This window comes from Halomonas colorata (assembly GCF_014897985.1).
GTDB lineage: Bacteria > Pseudomonadota > Gammaproteobacteria > Pseudomonadales > Halomonadaceae > Vreelandella > Vreelandella colorata.
In genome coordinates, this window is record NZ_JABUZA010000040.1 from 14179 (window position 1) to 34533 (window position 20355).

Consider the following 20355-nt stretch of genomic DNA (forward strand, 5'->3'; position numbering starts at 1 on the left):
ATTAGTTATTAGACGATAGATATTCGGTGTTGACCTGGGTGTTAAAACACTTCTTCGTTGTGCAACGCTTCGGCCGCGCCCAATAAACCGGTCCAGGGAGCGGTGACGACCCATATGGGGATATCAGCGTTATAGGAACCCATGCGGCCTTTATTGATATACGCGCTGCAGAGTTCGCTTTTCGGCAGCCAGTCCAGCAGGCGGGGAATGATGCCGCCACATAGATAAACCCCGCCGCGCGCGCCCATGGTCAGCGTTGCGTCGCCACATACATCGCCCAGGATTTTTAGAAACCGCAGCAGCGTCCGGCAAGCGATTTCATCACCCTGGTTAGCGGCCTGAGTGACTTCGGCCGCGGTGGTAAAACCTGACGCTACGCCATCAAGGGCACAGTGCGCGGCATAAAGATCCACGATTCCCTGACCGCACAGCATGCGTTCTACACTTACGCGTGAATAGTGCTTGTGCAGCTCATCAAGCAGCTTACGCTCGTAGGTGTCGGTGGGCGCAAACGTCACGTGGCCGCCTTCCGTAGGTAGCGGGACCCAGGCGTGCAGCCCAGGAAATACGCCCGCGACCCCCAATCCTGTACCCGGGCCGATCACCAAACGCGAGGCATGCGCTTGGGTGGTGCCGGCCTTTACTTCCACTAGATCCTGTTCAGGCACGTGGGGAATGCCGAGCGCCTGTGCAGTAAAGTCATTAATGACCTTAAAAAGTGACAGGTTCAGCGCCTGCTGAACCTCGCTTTTTAAAAACTGCCAGTGGTTGTTGGTCATTTTGACCTGCTCGGCGTGTACCGGGCAGGCAAACGCCAAACAGGCTTCGGTGGGCGCGTTATTGCCGGTAGCGCCCACCTGACTTAAGTAGTCCTGAGCAGCTTCAACCACACCTGGATAGTCGGCGCAGGGCAAATTGATAATCTGCTGGGGGGCCGTTTGCCCCGGGGTTACTAACGCGAAACGAGCGTTAGTTCCCCCGATATCGCCAATGAGAGCGGGTCGGCTCATTGGTCCTCCTGCTCAATTTTTTCAAGCTCGCGCGACAGCACTTCGGCTTCGAAGCCGCCAAACACACCGGCGCCTTCTTCGGCTTTGGTCGCCAGGTGGCGGAAGCCGCCAAATAGTTCACGGCCCATGCCGAAGTGACTGTGTTCAAGATTGACCTGTGCACAGGGGCGGGCATTGAACGTGGCGGCATCCACCAGCACGTTAAGCTCGCCGGTTTCGGCATCCAGGCGCACGATATCGCCATCCTGAAGCTTGGATAACGGCCCGCGATCAACCGCCTCCGGCGTTACATGAATGGCGGCAGGCACTTTGCCCGATGCGCCCGACATACGGCCATCGGTGACCAGGGCAACTTTAAAGCCCTTGTCCTGCAACACGCCCAAAAACGGCGTGAGCTTGTGAAGTTCGGGCATGCCGTTGGCTTTAGGGCCCTGGAAGCGCACCACGACGATCACATCGCGATCCAGCTGGCCGGATTCAAACGCCGCTTTGACCTGATTCTGGTCATCAAACAGCTGAACCGGCGCTTCTACCACGCGGTGGGCCTGCTTGACGGCGGAAATCTTGATCACGCCCCGACCCAGGTTGCCGTCCAGCACGGTAAGCCCGCCGGTGGGTGAGAAGGGATTGCTGACCGGGCGGAGTACCTCTGAATCAAGGCTTGATTCAGGCCCTTCGCGCCAGGTGAGCTTGCCGTCTTCAAGGAAAGGCTCCTGGGTGTAGGCGCTCATGTCGGTGCCAAACACCGTAGGAATGTCGCCATGCATAAGCCCGGCTTGAAGCAGCTCGCGAATCAGCAGGCTCATGCCGCCGGCCGCCTGGAAGTGGTTCACATCCGCCTGGCCGTTGGGGTAGATACGCGTCATGCTGGGCACTACCGCTGAAAGCTCGGTGAAGTCATCCCAGTTGATGGTAATACCCGCCGCCGCCGCCATGGCGACCAGGTGCAAGGTATGGTTGGTAGAGCCGCCGGAGGCCAGCAGGCCGACCATGGCATTGACGATGGCACGTTCGTCGATCTGCTTGTAGAACGGGCGATAGTTGCCGCTCTGCTCGGTATTGCGAATCGCCTGCTCGGTGGCGTAGCGGGTGAGTGCTTCACGCAAAGGTGTGCCGGGGTTAACAAACGACGCGCCGGGCAGGTGCAGGCCCATCATTTCCATCATCAGCTGGTTGGAGTTGGCGGTGCCGTAGAAGGTGCAGGTGCCAGGGCTGTGGTACGACTGGGATTCGGCCTCCAGCAGTTCGTCTCGGCCAACCTTGCCTTCCGCATAGAGCTGGCGCACCCGGGCTTTTTCATCGTTGGGCAGGCCGGTCGTCATCGGCCCGCCAGGCACAAAGATGGCCGGTAGATGGCCAAAGCGCGCGGCACCAATAAATAGCCCAGGCACGATCTTGTCGCAGATCCCCAGATACAGCGTCGCATCGAACATGTTGTGGGAAAGCGCGACGGCTGTTGCCATGGCAATCACATCGCGGGAGAAAAGCGATAGCTCCATGCCGGGCTGGCCCTGGGTCACGCCGTCGCACATGGCGGGCACGCCGCCGGCAAACTGGGCGGTTGAACCCATTCCCCGGGCGGCTTCTTTAATAACCGCGGGGTAATCTTCAAAGGGCCGATGGGCTGACAGCATATCGTTATACGACGATACGATGCCCACGTTGGCGCTATTGGTTAACTTGAGGCGGCCTTTATCGGTAGGTACGTCACAACCGGCAAAGCCGTGCGCCAGGTTTCCGCAGGAAAGCTCACCACGGTGCACGCCTTGCTTATGCTGGTCGGCCATATGCGCTTCGTAAAGCGCACGCCGCTGCCGGGAACGCTCGCGTATACGTTGAGTAACCTCGGCGACGGTGGTATTTAACGTAGCAGGTGTTGGGCTCGGCATAAGGACCTCTGCATGATAGAAACGGCACGATTTGTGTAGTTATTTTACATACTAATGCGCGAAATTAAGAGTTTTAAAAGCGTAACAGAACCAATCGCGTAGTTTTATTACTCTATGTTGATAAAAACGGTTGATAAAAACGGTTGGTAAGACAGTTGATAAAAACAGCTGGTAAAGACAGTTGGTAAAAGAACGTCTTGCTCATTAAAAGCTAACCACGTGCAGTGCACTTCACGTGGTTAGCCCAGCGTAGGCCTCTGAATGAAACCTAGTATAGCGTATGCCGGTGCTCTCTCAGGCAATGCCGCCCCATAAGGCTATCGGCTCTCCACTTCGTCGCGTTTGATCTTGAAGAACATCGCATAAAACGTGGGAACGGCAATCAAGGTCAATATAGAGGCAAACAGCAAACCGCCCATGATGGTTACGGCCATGCTGTTGAAGAATGCATCCCATAAAAGCGGAATCATGCCCAGTATCGTCGTGCCCGCGGCCAGAAAGACCGGCCTCAAACGGCTGATGCTGGCATCCACCAGAGCGGTAAAGCGCGCGGTGCCCGAGCGTATCTGTTCATCAATCTCGTCCACCAGGACGATGGCGTTTTTCATCAGCATGCCCGAAAGGCTCAGCATGCCGAGCAATGCGGTAAACGAGAAGGGCAGGCCGGTGATTAAAAGCCCAATCACCACCCCGCATACTGACATGGGCACCACCAGCCATACGATCAGCGGCTGCCTAAGCTTGCCAAACAGCAGAATCGAGGTGAGTACCATGATCAAGAAGCTTACCGGGAGCTGCTCGCCCAACGACGCCTGGGCATCGCCCGAGTTCTCGTGCTCGCCACCCCACTCAAGCGTGTAGCCGGGCGGCAGTTCGATAGCCTCGATTTCCGAGCGCACGGCATCAAATGCCTGGGCGGCGGTATAGCCCTTGTCGGGCTCGGCGCCGACCGTCAGGGTTCGCACGCGGTTGCGCCGCTCAATCAGCGCTTCCTCTGCGCGTATTTCAAAATCGTCGACCACCTGGGTGATCGGCACGAACTGCTGCTGTGCTTCGCTGTAGATCTGGCGGTCGCGTAAAAGCGCCACATCATCACGCTCGGCCTGGGGGGCGCGTGCGATGATGGGAATCAAGTGCTCGCCCTCGCGGTAGGTGCCCGCGCGAATGCCGGAGGAGGCGAACTGCAGTGTCTGGGCGATATCTTCGCGGGTAACGCCGGCAATACGCGCGCGCTGCTCGTTGATGATCGGCGCCACGACAAGCTCCTGCTGGCGCCAGTCGATACGTTCATCGATCAACAGCGGGTTGGCCGCCATGCGCCGGCGGGCCTCGTTACCCAGCTCACGCAACACCTCGGCCGAGGGGCCTTGAAAGCGTGCTTCGATATCCGCGCCGTCGCCCGGGCCGAACTGCAGCCGTTGGGTGCGCACCTGGGCGTTGGGATAGCGCTCGTTTAGCTCCTTGTAAAACTCCCGGTCGAGCGCGTCGATGGCGTCAAGTTCGTTGGTGCGAATGATGAACTGCGCGTAGCCGGTATTGGGCTGCTCCGGGGAGTAGGTAAGCATGAAGCGCGTCGCCCCCCGGCCCACGAAGCTTGCCACGGACACCTCGTCCTCGTGTTCGAGAATATATGCCTCAATCTCGCCAACATCACGAATCGTTGCGCGGATATCCGTGCCCTGGGGCAACTCGTAATTGATAAAGAAAAGCGGCGTACTGGAGTCTGGAAAGAACGACTGCGGCACCAATGTGAATGCCCACATGCACACCCCGGTGAGTACCACCAGAGCCGTCACGGTGATAATGCGCAGTTTAAGCGCCGCCAGCAGCAGCATCCGGTAGGTGCGATAGACAATCCCGCCGTAGCCGCGGTCTTCGTTGTCTTCGTCGCGCTGTTCGCTGCTTTCCTCGCCTGGGTCTTTTTCTTGGTCTTGGTCTTGGTCTTGCTCTTCGTCTTTCTCTTCACCTTTCTTGCGCAGCAGAAAGTAGCCAAACAGTGGGGTCACGGTCAGTGCCAGCAGCCAGCTCAGCATTAATGAAACGAGAATGACGATAAACAGGGAGAACATGAACTCCCCGGTCACATCGCTTGAGAGGCCAATGCCGGCGAAGGCCATGATGCCGATCAGCGTGGCGCCCAATAGCGGTATCTGAGTGCGTTTGGCGGCAGCGCTTGCTGCGCGCTTGGCCTTCATGCCGCGCTTGATATTGGTGACCATGCCTTCGGCCACCACGATGGAGTTATCCACCAGCATGCCCATGGCGATGATCAGCGCGCCCAGCGATATGCGCTCCATCTCGATATTGAAAATACCCATGACAAACAGCGTGCCCAGCACGGTCAGCAGCAGCGTACTGCCGACCACTACGCCGACCTTCCAACCCATGACCAGACACAGCACCGCGATCACGATGGTCACCGACATGGCCAGGTTGATCAGAAAGTCATTGATAGCGTCGTTGACCACGTTGTGCTGTTCGTAAAGCGGATGCAGCTCCACGCCGAGAGGAATCCGGCTTTGCAGCTGCTCCATGCGTGCTTCTACCGCCTCGCCGATTTCGATGATGTTTTCAGTGGCGATACCGGCGATGCCCAAAGTAAACGCTGGCTCGCCGTTATAGTGCATGATGTGGTCGGGAATATCGGACGGCTGACGGTAGATCGTCGCGATATCGGCAAGCGCGACCTGCTCAGTGGTGCCGGGTCGGCCGATGCGGATGGATTCCAGAAGCGTCGTGCTATCGATATTGGAACGCGCCACCAGGCGCACCTGTCGATCGCCCGTTCTGAGCGTGCCCGCATCTTCCACAGCGTTCTCGGTCTGGATGGTGTTGATGACCTGCTCGATGGGAATGCCCAGCGTCGTCAGCCGCTCATTGGAGATATCGATGTAGATGCTCTCTTCGCGCTCGCCGGCGGTGGTGACCCGGGCTACTCCCGGCACGGCCAGTATTTCGCGCTGAAGAAATGTCGAGATATCGCGCACTTCCCGGGCGGAGAACCCTTCGGCCGTGACGGCGTAAAACAGCCCGTATACCTCGCCAAAGTCGTCGTTCACCTGAGATGCAAGAGCCCCCTGAGGCAAGTCAGACTGGGCATCGTTGACCTTGCTGCGTAGCTCGTCCCAGATCTGCGGCAACTGGTTGCTGCCGTAGTTGTCCTGGATCTCGACCTGAATCTCCGAGCGGCCCGGCAGCGATTTGGAGTCGAGCACGTCGAGCTGCTCCATCTCTTGAATCGCGCGCTCCAGGCGCTCGGTAACCTCTTCTTCCACCTCTTCGGCGGTTGCGCCGGGGTAAGGAGTATTGATGATGGCGTAAGGAATGGTAAAGGAGGGGTCTTCGAGCTTGCCAACGGTATTGAATCCCCAGATGCCGCCCAGCAGACAGATCACCACAATCAGCCACGTGTTGATCGGTTTCTCGATCGAACGTTTTGCAATATCCATGCGGCCCCCTTAAAGCGCGGCGTCGAGCGGTTTGACCTGCATGCCATCGCGCAGCAGATGAACGCCGGTGGCCACCACTCTTGAGCCAGCCTCAAGGCCTGCGGTAATCATTACCTGGTCGTCGACCATCTCGCCCACGCTGACGCGCTGCGGGGCCACCGTGCCTTCGTCTGGATCAAACACCCATACCCGAAACTCGCCGTCTGCGTCGTTATCCAGGGCGCTGCTGGGCAGGGTGATCAAGGGGCTATCGATCTGTGCTTCCGGTTGGATGTAGACCGTGGCGGTAGTGCCGGGCAGGGCGATAATGCCATTGCCCGCCGGGGCGAACTCGACCTCGAACGTCTGGGCAACGTCATCGGGCTCGGTGACGTGCTCGCGGTACTCAAGCGGAATGCGTTGGCCCGGGAGGGTGGCAATCTCCGCCTCGGCGCTGAAGTGTCGGCCGTTCTCCAGGTGCTGCATCAATGCCTGGGGCACATTGAAACGAATGCGCAGTTCTGAAACATCCTGAATGCGCACGACTTCGGTATTGGGTGGAACAGTGGTGTATTTCTCGACCAGACGCCGGGCGATCAGCGCATCAAACGGGGCGTGAAGCGTGGTGTAGGCGAGTTCCTGACGAGCGCTGTCGAGCTGGGTTTCGGCGCGCTCGGCCTCGGCAATGGCGGCATCGAGTGCAGACTGGGAAACCGCCCCCTGAGCGCGTAGGTTGCGCTGGCGGTTCAGGTTGCGCCGGGCCTGCTCATACTCGGCTTCAGCGGCGCGCACCTGTAGTGCGTAGTCGGTCTGGTCCAATTGGGCGATCAGCTCACCCTGGGGTATTACCGCCCCCTGTACGGCGGGAAATTCGGTGATCCGCCCGCCGACCTGAAAGGCGTAGTTCACCGTGCTTCGTGCATCGACCCGGCCCACGAAACGGCGTCCGGGGTAAACCGCTTGCTGGCTTGCCTCTACTAGCTTGACTACCTGTGCGGGGCGCTCTTGCTGCTCTTCGTCGTCACCGCAGCCGGCCATTATCAACGGTGCAATAAGTAAAAAGATCCCTAAAAAAACCGGCTTCATGCGCTGCCTCCCTGCAAGCGGTTAACATGTCCCAATGGTGTTATTACGTCAGCCACCTACTATAGTTGTTGGCTGAAAAAAGGCGAACAGTCGTTTAAATTTTTAATTGAGAGTAACACTTAAGCGAAATCAATAAAGGCGCACAGGTAAGCCAATAAAAAGCAAGGAGAATTAATGAAGAAGGGATGCACAAGAAGCCGTTGGACGGGCATCGCGCTGGCGCTACTTCTCAGTGGTTGTGCGGTGGGACCGGACTACCAGGCGCCAGAACTCGAGCTACCTGAAACTTGGCCTGAGCATATCGAGCTTAGCCAAACCGAGCGCATGGATTGGCGCAACTGGTGGCGCCAATTCGATGACCCGGCGCTCACCGCGCTTGTGGAGCGCGCCACCCAGGATAATCTGGAGCTTGCCGTTCAGCTGGCGCGAATTCAGGAGGCGCGCGCCCAGCTCGGCTTTGCCGATGCCGAACTGTTTCCAAGCGTTGGGTATCAGCTGGAGGCCAACCGCGAGCGCACGCCCGGTGCCTCCATTCCGATCGACATCGAGCCGGTGCAGGATCTGATTACCTCGACCAGTAACCAGTTTTCTCTGGCAGGAAGCCTTGAGTACGAGTTTGACCTATGGGGGCGGCTTGCCCGTCAGCGCGAAGCGGCGCTGGCCACGTTCAGCGAAAGTCTGTTTGCCCGGGACGCCGCCGAAATCGGGGTGATTGCCGATGTGGTCACCACCTATTTTGATCTCAAGAGCGCCCAGTACCAGCAGGATATTCTGGAGCAGACCGAAGCCACCTACGAAGAAACCTACCGCCTGCAGAAGCTGCGTTATGACGTGGGCGATATCAGCGAGCTTGCTTTTCGTCAGGCCGAGGCCGAGTGGCGAGGCGTGCGTACCGAGCTTCCCCAAGTGAAACAGCAGGTGGAAACCCTGAAAGGGGCGCTGGCGATTCTGGTGGGGCTCACCCCACGTGAACTGATGAGCGAGCTCGATTACGGCGATACGCATCTGGTGGAAATTGCCGAACCCCAGCGGCTACCGCGCCTTCTGCCCTCGGAACTTATTCAGCGCCGTCCGGACATTCGCTCCGCCGAAGCCACGCTGATCGCTGCCAATGCCGGGGTGGGCGTGGCTGAAGCCGCCCGGCTTCCCTCGATCAACCTCAACGCCTCCATTGCCAGCGTGGCCGCCGATACCAGCGACCTGTTCACCGACAACGCCCGCGCCTGGGGCCTGGGGGCATCGATCGTCGGCCCGCTTCTGGATTTCGGCCGCAGCCGCGCCAATGTGGAGATTGCGCGATCCCAAGTGGAGCAAGCCGATGCCCAGTACCGGCTGACCGTACTCACCGCTTTTAACGAAGTGCGCGATGCGTTGAATAACTTCGAGCTGACCGATCAGCGTGTCGATGCGGTGGACGCGCAGCTTGCCGCGGTCTCGCGCGCCCGCGATCTGGCGGTGCTGATGCATGACCAGGGCCAGACAAGCATGCTCGAACGTCTGGATGCCGAACGCTCGCTGCTCTCAGCCAAGCTTGACCGCGCCGAGGTGCAAAGCGAGCGCCTGACCGCCGTGGCCACGCTGTTCAAGGCGCTGGGTGGGGGCTGGAAGGAAAGCACCTCAACCGCCGGGGAAGAGACGATCTAACCGCCCCTCGCATGGCTTGCCTCAGTGAAAGAGCCACCCGCCAAGGCGCAAGTTTTGATACTATTTGCGCCTTTCGTCGCGGTTGACCTTTATCCTGCCCTGGAGCCTGCCATGCATTCCCTTATTGCCCAGATACAACCTGCTGATTGCGCTGCTGGCGACAGGGCGCGGGCTTATCTGGACACGCTTACCAAACCACCGGGAAGCTTGGGGATGCTGGAGCAATTGGCTATTCAACTTAGCGAAATCAGCGGTGAGCTTGCGCCTTCTATAACACCACCCGCCGTGATTGTATTTGCCGCTGACCATGGAGTCGCCGCTGAAGGCGTCTCGGCATTTCCTCAAGCCGTTACGGCGCAAATGGTAGCTAACTTTGCCAATGGTGGGGCAGCCATCAATGTGTTTGCTTGCCAGATCAATGCGCACTTGGAAGTGGTGGATGTGGGGGTGGTCAGCGATGTTGAGGCCCCTGGTGTGGTCGTTGATAAGATACGCCGCGCCTCGGGAAATATCGCGATCGAAAACGCCATGCTTCCCGAGCAAGCCGAGGCTGCGATTGAGGTGGGCATTAATGCCGTAACGCGTGCGCAAAAAGCCGGCTGTCGCAGTGTGATTGTAGGCGAAATGGGCATTGCCAATACCACTGCCAGCAGCGCCATGCTGGCGGCCTTCACCGGCACGCCGGTCGCGCAGGTAGTGGGTGCGGGCACGGGGCTGGATAGCCAGCAGCAAACGCATAAAGTCGATGTCATTCAGCGCGCATTAGCAGCGCGCGTATACCAAACTGATGAGCCGTTAAGCGTATTGACCGCGTTGGGCGGGCTTGAAATTGCCGCGATGACCGGCGCTTATCTAGCCGCAGCCGCTTACCGACTGCCCGCGATTGTGGATGGCTTTATTGCGAGCGTCGCGGCACTTGCTGCCTGTCGAATTTGCCCTGCCGTGCGCGGTTATCTCATTTTTGGCCACCGCTCTGAAGAGCCTGGGCACGGCGTGGTGCTAGATGCGCTTGAAGCAACCCCGCTGCTTGCTTTGGGCATGCGCCTGGGCGAGGGCAGTGGCGCCGCGCTGGCATTCCCGTTGCTTCAGGCCGCCACCGCCATGATGGCTGAGATGGCGACGTTCACCTCGGCAGGTGTCGCGGACAAAGCGCCGTGACCCTTATGCTGCTTATCACGCTCGCCATTGGCTTGGATTTACTCATAGGCGATCCACGCTCTTTACCGCATCCCGTCGTTGTCATCGGCCGCATGATCAGCTTTTTGGAAAAGCGCTGGAACCAGGGCACGCCCACCCAGCGAAAGCGGCGGGGCTTTCTACTCACCGCGACGGTAGTGATAAGCGTATGGGGAATAAGCTGGGTGGTGCTTGCGCTGTTGACGGCCATTCATCCCTGGCTTGGGTTGGCCGCAGAGCTTTGGCTGCTGACCACTACCCTTGCCATTAAAGGGTTGGCGGATGCGGGGCGTGCCGTGGCAGCACCGCTTATGCGAGGTGATTTGCCAGGCGCACGCCAGGCGCTTTCCATGATAGTGGGGCGCGATACGGCAAAGCTTGATGAAGCGGAAATTACCCGCGGTACGGTGGAAACCGTGGCAGAAAACACGGTGGATGGCATCACCGCACCGCTGCTTTTTGCCATGCTGGGTGGCGCGCCTTTAGCGCTGGCTTATAAGGCGATCAATACGCTTGACTCAATGGTCGGGTATCGTAACGAGCGCTATGAAAACTTCGGCTTTGCGTCGGCCAAGCTAGACGATATCGCCAACTGGCTGCCCGCCCGGTTAACGGCGGGTTGCCTTTGGCTGGGTGGCGTTGTATTGACTGCGGTAACAACCAAGCCGCTGCATTGGCGGGGCGCGCTGCGTGCTACCTGCCATGAAGCGCCGCGCCATCCAAGCCCCAATGCCGGTTGGCCGGAAGCCATGGTGGCTCGGCTACTGGGCGTGCAGCTGGGCGGTATTAACACCTATCAGGGAATTGTCTCGCGCCGCGCGCCGCTCGGCGAACCTTTAGAGCCGCTTAACGTAACGCATATTAATATCACCATTGCGCTAATGCATATGGCTTGGCTGCTGTTCCTGGGGCTGATGTGGATATGGATATTGCTGATGCATGCAGTGTGAATATTATGTGTGTGAGTGATAAACCGCCGCGTATCACAAGCGCAGGGAGGCGGCGAAATCTCTTCATACCTGTTGGCGACGCGTTATAGTGCACTTTTTTCGAGCAGAGCCTAATAATGCTTTGCGAAAGCGTGGGCTTGCCAGTAACGTATTTTTGAACGGCGGTTGCGCAACGGCATGCTTATTCGCCATCCCCATCGTGTTTCCGGTTTAAGCAGTGGCCGGGTGCGTATTGCGCTGTGTGATACAGGTTTAATCCATTGACTATTAACGGTGCTGAATGATTGTGTTTGTTAGTGGCGGTGCACGCTCCGGAAAAAGCGAGGTGGCCGAGCTGCACGTAAAACAGGCTGCCAGCGGGGGTAGCTGCTACTACATAGCCACCGCCGAGATTTATGACGCTGAAATGGCCGCCCGTGCAGCACGCCATCAATGCGCTCGGGATGCCCGCTGGATCACGCTTGAGGCACCGCTGGCCATTGACCAGGCAATTGCGCAGGTACCTGACGGTGCCGCCGTATTGCTGGACTGCTTGACGCTCTGGGCAAGCCAGGTTCTGTACGCCAGTGAGCTAACCGAATCCCAAGGCAAGATGCTTTTAGCAAAAAGCATACGTGATGCGCGGGCTCGTGGATTACAGCTGGTGCTGGTGTCCAATGACATTAACGAAGACTTACCCGCTCGTGACCCGGAAACCTGGCGCTATGTGGCCTTTTTGCAGTCGCTGCATTGTTGGCTTGCCGCTGAGGCTGACTCAGTGCTTGAAGTAGTCGCAGGCCGTGTCATCGAATGGAAGCCCAAGGCAACCGCATGCTGAAGAGTGCGCTTTACGGGTGCGTTCTGGCGCTTCAGTTTTTAACCCGGTTGCCGCTACCCATTGCCTGCCCGTGGAACTCTGAAACCCGCCGTTGGGCCATCCGTGCCTATCCCCTTGTTGGACTTTTTCTGGGCTGCCTATTGGCGCTGCTGGCGCTATTAATGCACAACGCACCCACGCCGATTACGGCGCTTGCGCTACTCAGCCTGTGGGTAGGCTTAAGTGGTGGCTTACACCTTGACGGAGTAATGGATTTAGCCGACGCGCTGGGCAGCAACCAGCCGCTGGCGCGCCGCTGGGAAATCATGAAAGACCCTCAGATTGGCAGCTTCGGCATATTAGCGCTGCTTTTCTTGTTAGCCTGGAAGGGCGTGTTGCTGTGGGCGCTACTGAGCTATAACGCGCCGCTGTGGTGGCTGATCGTTTTACCTGCCCTGGGCCGTTGGGGCGGCGCAGCGCTGTTGATATTAACGCCCTGTGCGCAGTCAAAAGGGCTGGCTTGGGCCTGGAAGCAATCGCTTGGCGTGCATGACGTATGGCTTTCGCTAGTGCCTTTGCTGGCACTGGCGCTTTTTTACCCAGGCATCATTGCAATGCTGATCGCCACTGGCGTACTAGTGGGCGGCTGCCGGTGGGCGCTGGTAAAACTGTTTCAGGGTATTAACGGTGATATGGTGGGCGCTACGATTGAAGGAGTGGAACTATGGCTGATGGGATTAATGTGGAGCTGGTGGTGGTTCGCCATGGCATCACCGCCTGGAATGTAGAGCGCCGCTATCAGGGGCAGCGTGATATCCCGCTGCTCTTTCCCGAAGCCGAAGAAGGGCTTTTAGCACTACGTGCAGGGTTGGCCGATGAGCAGTTTGACGCGATCTACTCAAGCGATCTTCGTCGCTGCCAGCAAACCCTTGAGTGGGTGCAAGCGGCCAAACCGGGCGTACCGCTAAGCCTGGAACCCCGTCTGCGTGAGCTGCACTTTGGCGAGTATGAAGGCAAAGTATACGACGAGTTAAAAGACCTGCCGCATTATCGCGCCTGGATCGATAGCGTAGGCGAGCTGCAGATCCCCGGCGGGGAGTCAGCGGCCCAGTTACGTGAACGTCTGGACCTATGGCTTGCCGATGTGGCAGCGGATGCCCTGGCACATGGGTATCGAAAAGTTCTCGCCGTGACCCACGGTGGGGTTATTCGAGAGCTACGCCGACGTTTTGAAACCATCGATTTTTGGGAGGGTACCGTACTTCAAGCCCAGGGACGACGCTGGGAATTGACGTATCAACCGGACGTTAATGGGCAAGGAGAGTGGCTATGCAAGTGTTCATCGGTGGTGCCTGTTCCGGTAAGCGAAGTGTTGTAAAAAAGCGCTTTCCAAGTGCCGTATGGTGGCGGCTGTCACCCGGCCAGCGGTTACGCGAATGTGTAGGCATAATGCTACCCGGCACGCCGCTGGTAGTGCACGGCGTACTGGGTTGGTTAACGGCGACCATTGAATCGGATGTAGGTAGCGACGATTGGCGCGCGCAGTGGTGCGATGATCTAAACGAGCTTCAGCAGTCCGCGCAAGCGAACCACGTTACCCTGGTGATGATCGTTAAAGAGGTCGGGCGCGGCATAGTGCCCATGGAGCGCCAGCAGCGCCGCTTACGCGATTTGAACGGCTGGTTTTGCCAGGACGCCGCTGAGCGTGCCGAACACGTTTGGTATGTGCGCCATGGGTTGGTGCAGGCGTTAAATAAGTAATGCTATGTATTTATAAATTCAAATCTTTTAGTTTTTTGTAAGAAATATCTTACTTGCTTGTAAGACATTGGCGCTTCGTGTCGTGAATGGGTTGCCCTTTAGACTAATGCCGTTACCCTGATTGTTTCTCATTTTTGAGTCTCGGTCCAAGGAGCGGCACGATGGCAGACGGCACTGGCCTACAATTCACCTTAAAGCTACCCGGCGTTGATGATGCCGCTGTCATCGATTTTGCCTACCGAGAAGCGCTTTCTCAACCGTTTGAGCTGGGGCTAAATTTTGCCAGTCGCGATAGCCGCTTAAGCGCAACCGAATTACTTGACCAACCCGCCACACTCACTATCTGGCAAGATAGCAAGCCGCTACGCTACGTAAACGGCATGATCAGTGAGTTTATTCTAGCCGACCGTGGTCACCGGCGCACATTCTACTCTGTCAGGCTTAGCCCTTCGCTATGGCGCCTTTCGCTACGCCAGAACTCGCGTATTTTTCAAAAAGTGGACCCACTCTCCATCATCAATACCCTGTGTAGTGAACGGGGCATTAATGACGTGGTTTTTAACGTGATCCGCGAACCGTTAGAGCGAGAGTACTGCGTACAGTATCGCGAAACAGACCTCGCCTTTATCGAGCGCCTGGCGGCGGAAGAAGGGCTGTTTTACTACCATACTTTTGAAGAAGGCGCCCATCGGCTGGTATTTGCCGACGACCCGCGCCTGCTTGGCCACGTAGGGCAGCGTACCTACCACAGCCGCGCCGGAGGCACCGCGCCGATTCGCCATGTGCGAAAGCTTCGCCAGACCGCTCGCGTAGCGGCGGCTTCCGCCACGTTGAAAGATTACACCTTCAAGAACCCGGCTTAAGCCCAGTTGCACGAACACGTGGGCCGCGACGTTGAACAGCACGGCCAGCGCAGCGACTACGAACATTTCGATTACCCTGGCCGCTATAAAGAAGACGCCTCTGGTAAGCCGTTTACGCGCATACGTGTAGAACATCTGCGCCGTGAAGCGCTCACTGCCCAGGCAGAAAGCGACCTGCCGGAACTCGCGCCGGGGCTGCGCTTCACGCTGGCCGACCACGATACCGAAAGCCTCAACCGCGACTGGCAGCCCATCGAGATCCTCCACCACGGCGAACAGCCCCAGGCACTTGAAGAGGACAGCGTCGGCCATTTCGACGCTAACGGCATGACGCGATATTTCAATCAGGTCACGCTCATTCCTGGCGACACACCCTGGCGAGCGACGCCCAACCCCAAACCGCGCGTGGATGGCCCTCAGGTCGCCTTCGTGGTGGGGCCGGAAGGTGAAGAGATTCACTGCGACGAACACGGCCGGGTCAAGGTCCAGTTCCCCTGGGACCGCTACGCCGAACCTAATGAAACCGCCAGCTGCTGGGTGCGGGTAGCCCAGGACTGGGCGGGCGGTGGCTACGGGGCCATGGCCATTCCGCGCATCGGCCACGAGGTGATCGTTTCATTTTTAGAAGCTGACCCGGACCAGCCGCTGGTGACCGGGCGTACCTATCACGCCGTCAACCAGCCGCCCTATGCGCTACCGGAACACAAGACCCGCACGGTATTGCGTACCCAAAGCCACAAGGCCGAAGGCTTCAACGAACTGCGCTTTGAAGATGAAGCGGGTGAGGAGCAGATCTGGCTACACGCCCAGAAAGACCTGGAGCTTTTGACGCTGAATGATCGCACTGAAGAGATTAAGCGCGACAGCCACCTCAAGGTGCACAACGACCGTATCAGCGAGATCGACAACGACGATCATGAAACGATGCACGGCAAGCGCCATACGCATATCAAAAACAATGACCACCACATCGTCGACACCACCCAGCACCAGAAACTCGGCCAGGCCCATCTGGTCGAAGCCGGGCAGGAGGTGCACCACAAGGCGGGTATGAAAGTGGTCATCGACGCCGGTGCCGAGATCACCCTGAACGTCGGCGGCACCTTCATGAAACTCGACGCCAGCGGGGTCACCATCGTGGGGCCTCAGGTCAAGATCAACGCGGGGGGTAGTCCGGGGAATGGGACGGGGCAAGCGGCGCAGCCTCCTAAACGTCCGCCGGTGTTGGAGGGTAAGGATCATGATCGGGTTGAGGCGATTGGGCATTCGCCGGTGTTGACGCCGATTCACCATGCCGCGCAGCTCAAGTCACTGCTGAAAGCCCCCGCCTACTGCGATATTTGTGAAGCGCCCAGCGATCAACAAGGGGAACGCTAAATGCGGACTTTCTCTACCGCGACGCACGCACTGATCGATGGCGTGCGGTATCCCGATGCCCTGAAACGCTTGTATCGCCGTGACGATGTCGAAGAGATCGAGCCGCTTTACCTCGCTACCCGCTGGAGCGATCTGGCCGAGCATGGCCCCATTGTGGTCAAACTCAAGCGACAAGGTTTGCTCAGTGAAGCCAATGATAGTCAAGACAACACGCTGTATCGGGCTCTCTCGTTTATCAATAGCCAAGCGGATACAGGGCAGCTTAGCCGCCATTTTCGCCGATTTATTACCTTCAAAGGCGCGGCTGGCCAGGAGCAACTGCTGCGTTTTGCTGATCCGCTGGTCACGCGCTTATGGTTGGAAAGTTACGCCGGGGCGCTGCTCCCTTCCCTGATGGGGCCTATCACTACCTGGTGGGTCGCCCACTGGTCCCCCAACTGGCGCGAGCAACGAACGTTCTCATGGCAGGCGTTTCAACGGAGCGACGATTCGTCTTCGGGAAATGCCCGTGTAGTCTCCAACAGCGCCCAGGCGCCCGATTTTCTACCCATGGCACACGCGCAATACGACGCATTGGAGGCAGTCGCTCACTGGCAGCTGAAAGAGCGCCTGACCGACTACTTTAATGAACATGCACGTACCGCCTGGCACGCCCTGCCTGCTCAGTACCGGGGGCAGTGGCTGGATGCACAATTGGCACAGGCCAAGGCCTGGGGCGCCAATACGCACCGCCAGCTGGCTATCTGGGTGGACCTCAGCTTGCACTGGGGGAATGACTTTAGTATCGCCAGTGATGGGCTTTACCATCGCTGGCGAGAACACGCCGCTGACGGCGCCCATCTCTCGGCGCAAGAGCAGCTGTATGCCATGGATCGTTGGAGCCGCACGCCCGCCGCGGATAGTGTTCCCTCTACTTCCCATCACACCGTCGCGACCCAAACACCACCTATCAATAATGAGGCCGCCCATGGCTAACACGGATGCTCAGGCGCAATCGCGCGATGCCGCCTTTGATGAAACGCCCATGGGAGGCGGTGTCTGCCCGCTGTTACTCGACATCGATATTTTTCCCGTACGTTATGCCATTGATGAGGCCCCCACCGAGGCAGGGGCGCCCGCGCCGCATCCGATTGCGGAAGAGTGGCAGGGCCCGGGTTATCCCGAGATCGACACCCGTGATTACACGCTACGGCAGTTGCGGGATGGCTGGCTGTACGTCTGGGTAAGCGAGGAAGGGGAGACGCGTATTGATGAGTACCTTATAGAGGGTGCCACATTCAATGGTGATCCCCATCTCACCTACTCCACCGGTATCTCCATCGCCATGGCGTACTCTTCCGTGAAATGGACCGAGCGCATTAACGAATATGTGCTGGAGAACGCGGATGTTCGTCAACGTATCATGCGCTCCGTCAATTTAAGCGCGGCGGTTAATACAACCACCAGCGCATCATTCTCCGCCCATGCCGGCCCGATCGCGCAGCTTGGCGAGCATGTGGCGGATATTACCCCCGATGGCGCGGTGGATGGGTTTACCAGTACCACGGTCTCAACGGTGGAAAGGCAGGCGGCAACGGAAAATGGCGACAATAGCGGTGATGAAAATCATGAAGAGACAGGGGGGGGAGAGTAACGCCGAGGCTGATGAGGAAAGCATTTATCGACTGCTTGAAGTCAAGCCGGAGATAACCCAGGCCAGCGTTCTTGCCAATATCGATAATCACGATGAAGCGATCTTTGTAGCCTTGGATGACGATTTGGGCATCGTCAACGACCTGGCCATGGCCCTGGTTGGACGTGAAATCGAACTAGAAGCTTTTCTAGATGAATACGGACATAAGCTCGAGACCGCGCAAGTCATCAAAGCGCTGTGCCTGATCGATATTGATGACTTGATCAGTGATGATATTCGACAAGACCCTGAGCGCTATCGCGAGATAACCGTCAAGACTGGTGAGTTGCTCGATGCCTTGAAAAACGTCACTAATGGATCGGACAATACGTTGCTCTATAGGGATCAGAGTGCCAGTCAGTTCCGTGAAGAGCTCATTGAGCTAGGCATGTCGAACCCACCTGATCGCAATAGCCCCCTATACGAAGAGTGGCATGGCAAAGAGCTTACCCGTCTGGACGTTAGGCTGGACGAGGCAATCGCCTTCCTGGCCGAAAAGGTGCCCCTACTTGAGCGACTACAGGATCATATCGAAAACAGTCTGGCCGACCTGATCATTTGGCTGGAACGCTTGCCGCTATCTGCTCAGGAACTCTGCTTCGATACTGTTGATGCTGAACAGAATCGGGCCATTCATGAATGCGGCTGTATGGCAATGGAAGCGCTCGGCGCGACACAAACAGGACGCGCATGGCTGGATGACACCTATCAAGCACGCGAATCGCTGATTGGTTTTGCGATGAGTAACTTCGACCCTGCGTTGACGACCGCGTTAGAAACCATCGTGCAACACTTCATCGATGAAGGTACCGAAGATGGGAAGCCAGCGGATAGCGGTGTAACGGCGACCAGCGCAGTGTCGCAGGTCAGCGCGGGTATCGGCGTGCTCAAACTGGATGTGGTGCAGAATCACCCAATATATAAGGCGTTAGCGCCGCCTGTAAAAGAAGCGTTTGAAACGCTGCGAGCGGATGTCAGTCGCTCGAACGCACGTATATGGGGAACGATTGGTTATCAGGTTTTGCCCTCCTTGAGCGCTAAAGGCCAAGTCTCATTGCAGAAAGCGGTAAAGTCACTGATGCATCCCTCGATGGTGGCGTTGGTACACCCCGACGTGATCTCTACAGAAATCGTCCTCGACCCTGAGTATGAGGCTAGGCATCGGGCGTGGCGGGAACAGGCATGGAAAATCACGGGAGACATTCACGACGAAAAACGGCGCAGCAAAAACGCGGATAGCGCTCAAAAGCGCGCGGCCAGCACCAGAACATTGGAGCGGCTTGAAGAACAGCGTTACGAGCATGCCTTTGATGAGCCCAAGCGTGTTACCGCCTCCGACGGTTCGCTGGATCAGAGCGCGTCAGGCAATCAAACGCGGGCCAATAACCTTACTAGTGCGGGTTATCACGAGCTTCGTTATCAGCATCAACTAAAATTGATGGACGGGGCCAGTGCCGCTCGCCGACACTTGGCAAATCGCGTTGAACAGTTGGGTGGTGGCTTGGCATTGTTAATCGCAGGGTTGAATCTTTACAACTTTATAGACGCCGCGCGTACCGCCCAAAAAGAGGGCGTAGATGAAGAGGATATGCGTAAACTGGCGGCGACCACCGGGGCGGCTACGGTAGCTGTTATGAGCCTATGGGTGATGCCGTTTTGGGATCGCGCAGCGAAAAGATCTTTCCGCTTTAATGGCAATATGACCCGACTTACGGATGCCTCTATAAGAGAATGGAACAGCAATGGTAGAAATGCGGCATCACGTATCGCCGCCAAGTTAGCGACTCGAATGGCGGGGTTATCGGCTATTGGAGCGATTGCTGCTGGGTTGGATGCACAGCAAAGCTATCGTGACTTGGGTAAAGCGACGAGTAGTCAAGAGTACTTGGCTCTTGGAGCCAAAACGCTAGCAGGAGTAGCTATTACCAGTATGGCTGTTATTCAGTTCGGTGGCGCTGTTCTGGGCCGCTGGTTTGCATTTGCCTGGATACTAGGGCCTCAGGTCGCTATTGCTCTCTTTGTCGCCGGGGTTATTCAATTGGTCGCTTCGAATTTTGCTGCACGCTATAAACGTGAAGGGATAAGGAAGTGGCTATATATTAGTACTTGGGGTCTGGGCGACCTAGAGTGGGAAGACAGTGACGAGGGCAATAAAAACGAGTGGAAGGCGTTAATGGAAATTCTGCTTCAACCTTCCGTGAAGTTGACCAGTGTAACTGATGTGGCATTTGACTCATCCAACATGAGCTATTACGGGGTGGGTGGTATTGCTAGAAGTTATCAAGGCTGCTGGGTGCAAATTGCTTTTCCCACTATGCTAGCGGGAGAAACAATTAAACTGTCTGAAAATGTTCGAGGTGGATTCTGGGCACCCACCGGCAGCTATGAGAAAAGCCCTTCTCAGCAAGGCGAGCGTGGCTCTGCACTACCTGCAGACGCTGACTATGACTCAAATCATGTGCGTGTTTGGCAGGCCTGGATACCTGCTAGCGAACAAGCAGAAAATGCTCCCTTTATCCTTACGGTGAGTTATGCCGAAACTTTGCTATCGGCAAACGAAGGCCGCTCAAATTATACCTTTTATAAAGTCGATGTCACCTCTGGCAAAAAAGAAATCGAACCTAATGATGATAAAAACCTTGGAATAACTGCGCCTACCCGTTTTACGCACACGGTTCCCATAACTACTGAAGAGTAAGGATG

14 protein-coding genes and 1 pseudogene are annotated in these 20355 nt (G+C 57.4%); 11 read left to right on the plus strand and 4 right to left on the minus strand.

Annotated features, from left to right (window positions below):
* Window positions 1-41: 41 nt before the first annotated feature.
* From glk to INT33_RS16755, 4 genes are all read right to left on the minus strand, one after another.
* The gene (glk, locus tag INT33_RS16740) at window positions 42-1010 is read right to left on the minus strand and encodes a glucokinase (RefSeq protein ID WP_193092470.1); all 969 of its coding nucleotides are present in this window, start codon (window positions 1008-1010) and stop codon (window positions 42-44) included.
* Complete coding sequence (gene edd / locus INT33_RS16745) at window positions 1007-2899, minus strand: phosphogluconate dehydratase (RefSeq protein ID WP_192539094.1); 1893 nt, start codon at window positions 2897-2899, stop codon at window positions 1007-1009. Before edd ends, glk begins: the two co-directional genes overlap by 4 nt.
* A gap of 317 nt (window positions 2900-3216) precedes the next feature.
* A complete protein-coding gene (locus INT33_RS16750) occupies window positions 3217-6348 on the minus strand; it encodes an efflux RND transporter permease subunit (protein ID WP_193092471.1) in 3132 nt (1043 codons plus the stop codon).
* A gap of 9 nt (window positions 6349-6357) precedes the next feature.
* The gene (locus INT33_RS16755; protein ID WP_193092472.1) at window positions 6358-7413 is read right to left on the minus strand and encodes an efflux RND transporter periplasmic adaptor subunit; all 1056 of its coding nucleotides are present in this window, start codon (window positions 7411-7413) and stop codon (window positions 6358-6360) included.
* A 174-nt stretch (window positions 7414-7587) separates the two neighbouring features.
* Here INT33_RS16755 and INT33_RS16760 point away from each other — a divergent pair, with 174 nt between their 5' ends.
* The 11 genes and pseudogenes from INT33_RS16760 (at window position 7588) to INT33_RS16805 (ending at window position 20350) form a co-directional block, all read left to right on the plus strand.
* Window positions 7588-9057 carry an efflux transporter outer membrane subunit gene (locus INT33_RS16760; RefSeq protein WP_018917415.1) on the plus strand — a complete coding sequence of 490 codons (1470 nt, stop codon included), beginning with the start codon at window positions 7588-7590 and terminating at the stop codon, window positions 9055-9057.
* A 111-nt stretch (window positions 9058-9168) separates the two neighbouring features.
* Window positions 9169-10215, plus strand: coding sequence for a nicotinate-nucleotide--dimethylbenzimidazole phosphoribosyltransferase (gene cobT, locus INT33_RS16765; RefSeq protein ID WP_193092473.1), 1047 nt, complete (start codon window positions 9169-9171; stop codon window positions 10213-10215).
* A gap of 5 nt (window positions 10216-10220) precedes the next feature.
* Window positions 10221-11183, plus strand: a complete 963-nt coding sequence (cbiB, locus tag INT33_RS16770) for an adenosylcobinamide-phosphate synthase CbiB (RefSeq protein WP_193092482.1) — start codon at window positions 10221-10223, stop codon at window positions 11181-11183.
* A 280-nt stretch (window positions 11184-11463) separates the two neighbouring features.
* A complete protein-coding gene (locus INT33_RS16775; protein ID WP_193092474.1) occupies window positions 11464-12000 on the plus strand; it encodes a bifunctional adenosylcobinamide kinase/adenosylcobinamide-phosphate guanylyltransferase in 537 nt (178 codons plus the stop codon).
* The gene (locus INT33_RS16780) at window positions 11997-12767 is read left to right on the plus strand and encodes an adenosylcobinamide-GDP ribazoletransferase (protein ID WP_193092483.1); all 771 of its coding nucleotides are present in this window, start codon (window positions 11997-11999) and stop codon (window positions 12765-12767) included. Before INT33_RS16775 ends, INT33_RS16780 begins: the two co-directional genes overlap by 4 nt.
* Window positions 12704-13357 carry a histidine phosphatase family protein gene (locus INT33_RS16785; protein WP_193092475.1) on the plus strand — a complete coding sequence of 218 codons (654 nt, stop codon included), beginning with the start codon at window positions 12704-12706 and terminating at the stop codon, window positions 13355-13357. Before INT33_RS16780 ends, INT33_RS16785 begins: the two co-directional genes overlap by 64 nt.
* The gene (locus INT33_RS16790) at window positions 13309-13740 is read left to right on the plus strand and encodes a bifunctional adenosylcobinamide kinase/adenosylcobinamide-phosphate guanylyltransferase (RefSeq protein WP_193092476.1); all 432 of its coding nucleotides are present in this window, start codon (window positions 13309-13311) and stop codon (window positions 13738-13740) included. The genes INT33_RS16785 and INT33_RS16790 overlap by 49 nt, the downstream gene beginning before the upstream one ends.
* Before the next feature lie 161 nt (window positions 13741-13901).
* Window positions 13902-15980, plus strand: a pseudogene (locus INT33_RS16795) (type VI secretion system Vgr family protein).
* Window positions 15981-16955, plus strand: coding sequence for a DUF4123 domain-containing protein (locus INT33_RS16800; RefSeq protein WP_193092477.1), 975 nt, complete (start codon window positions 15981-15983; stop codon window positions 16953-16955). It begins immediately after the preceding pseudogene.
* Window positions 16948-17613, plus strand: coding sequence for a toxin VasX (locus tag INT33_RS21210; RefSeq protein ID WP_226940243.1), 666 nt, complete (start codon window positions 16948-16950; stop codon window positions 17611-17613). The genes INT33_RS16800 and INT33_RS21210 overlap by 8 nt, the downstream gene beginning before the upstream one ends.
* A complete protein-coding gene (locus tag INT33_RS16805) occupies window positions 17588-20350 on the plus strand; it encodes a T6SS effector BTH_I2691 family protein (protein WP_226940244.1) in 2763 nt (920 codons plus the stop codon). Before INT33_RS21210 ends, INT33_RS16805 begins: the two co-directional genes overlap by 26 nt.
* The last annotated feature ends 5 nt before the right edge of the window (window positions 20351-20355 follow it).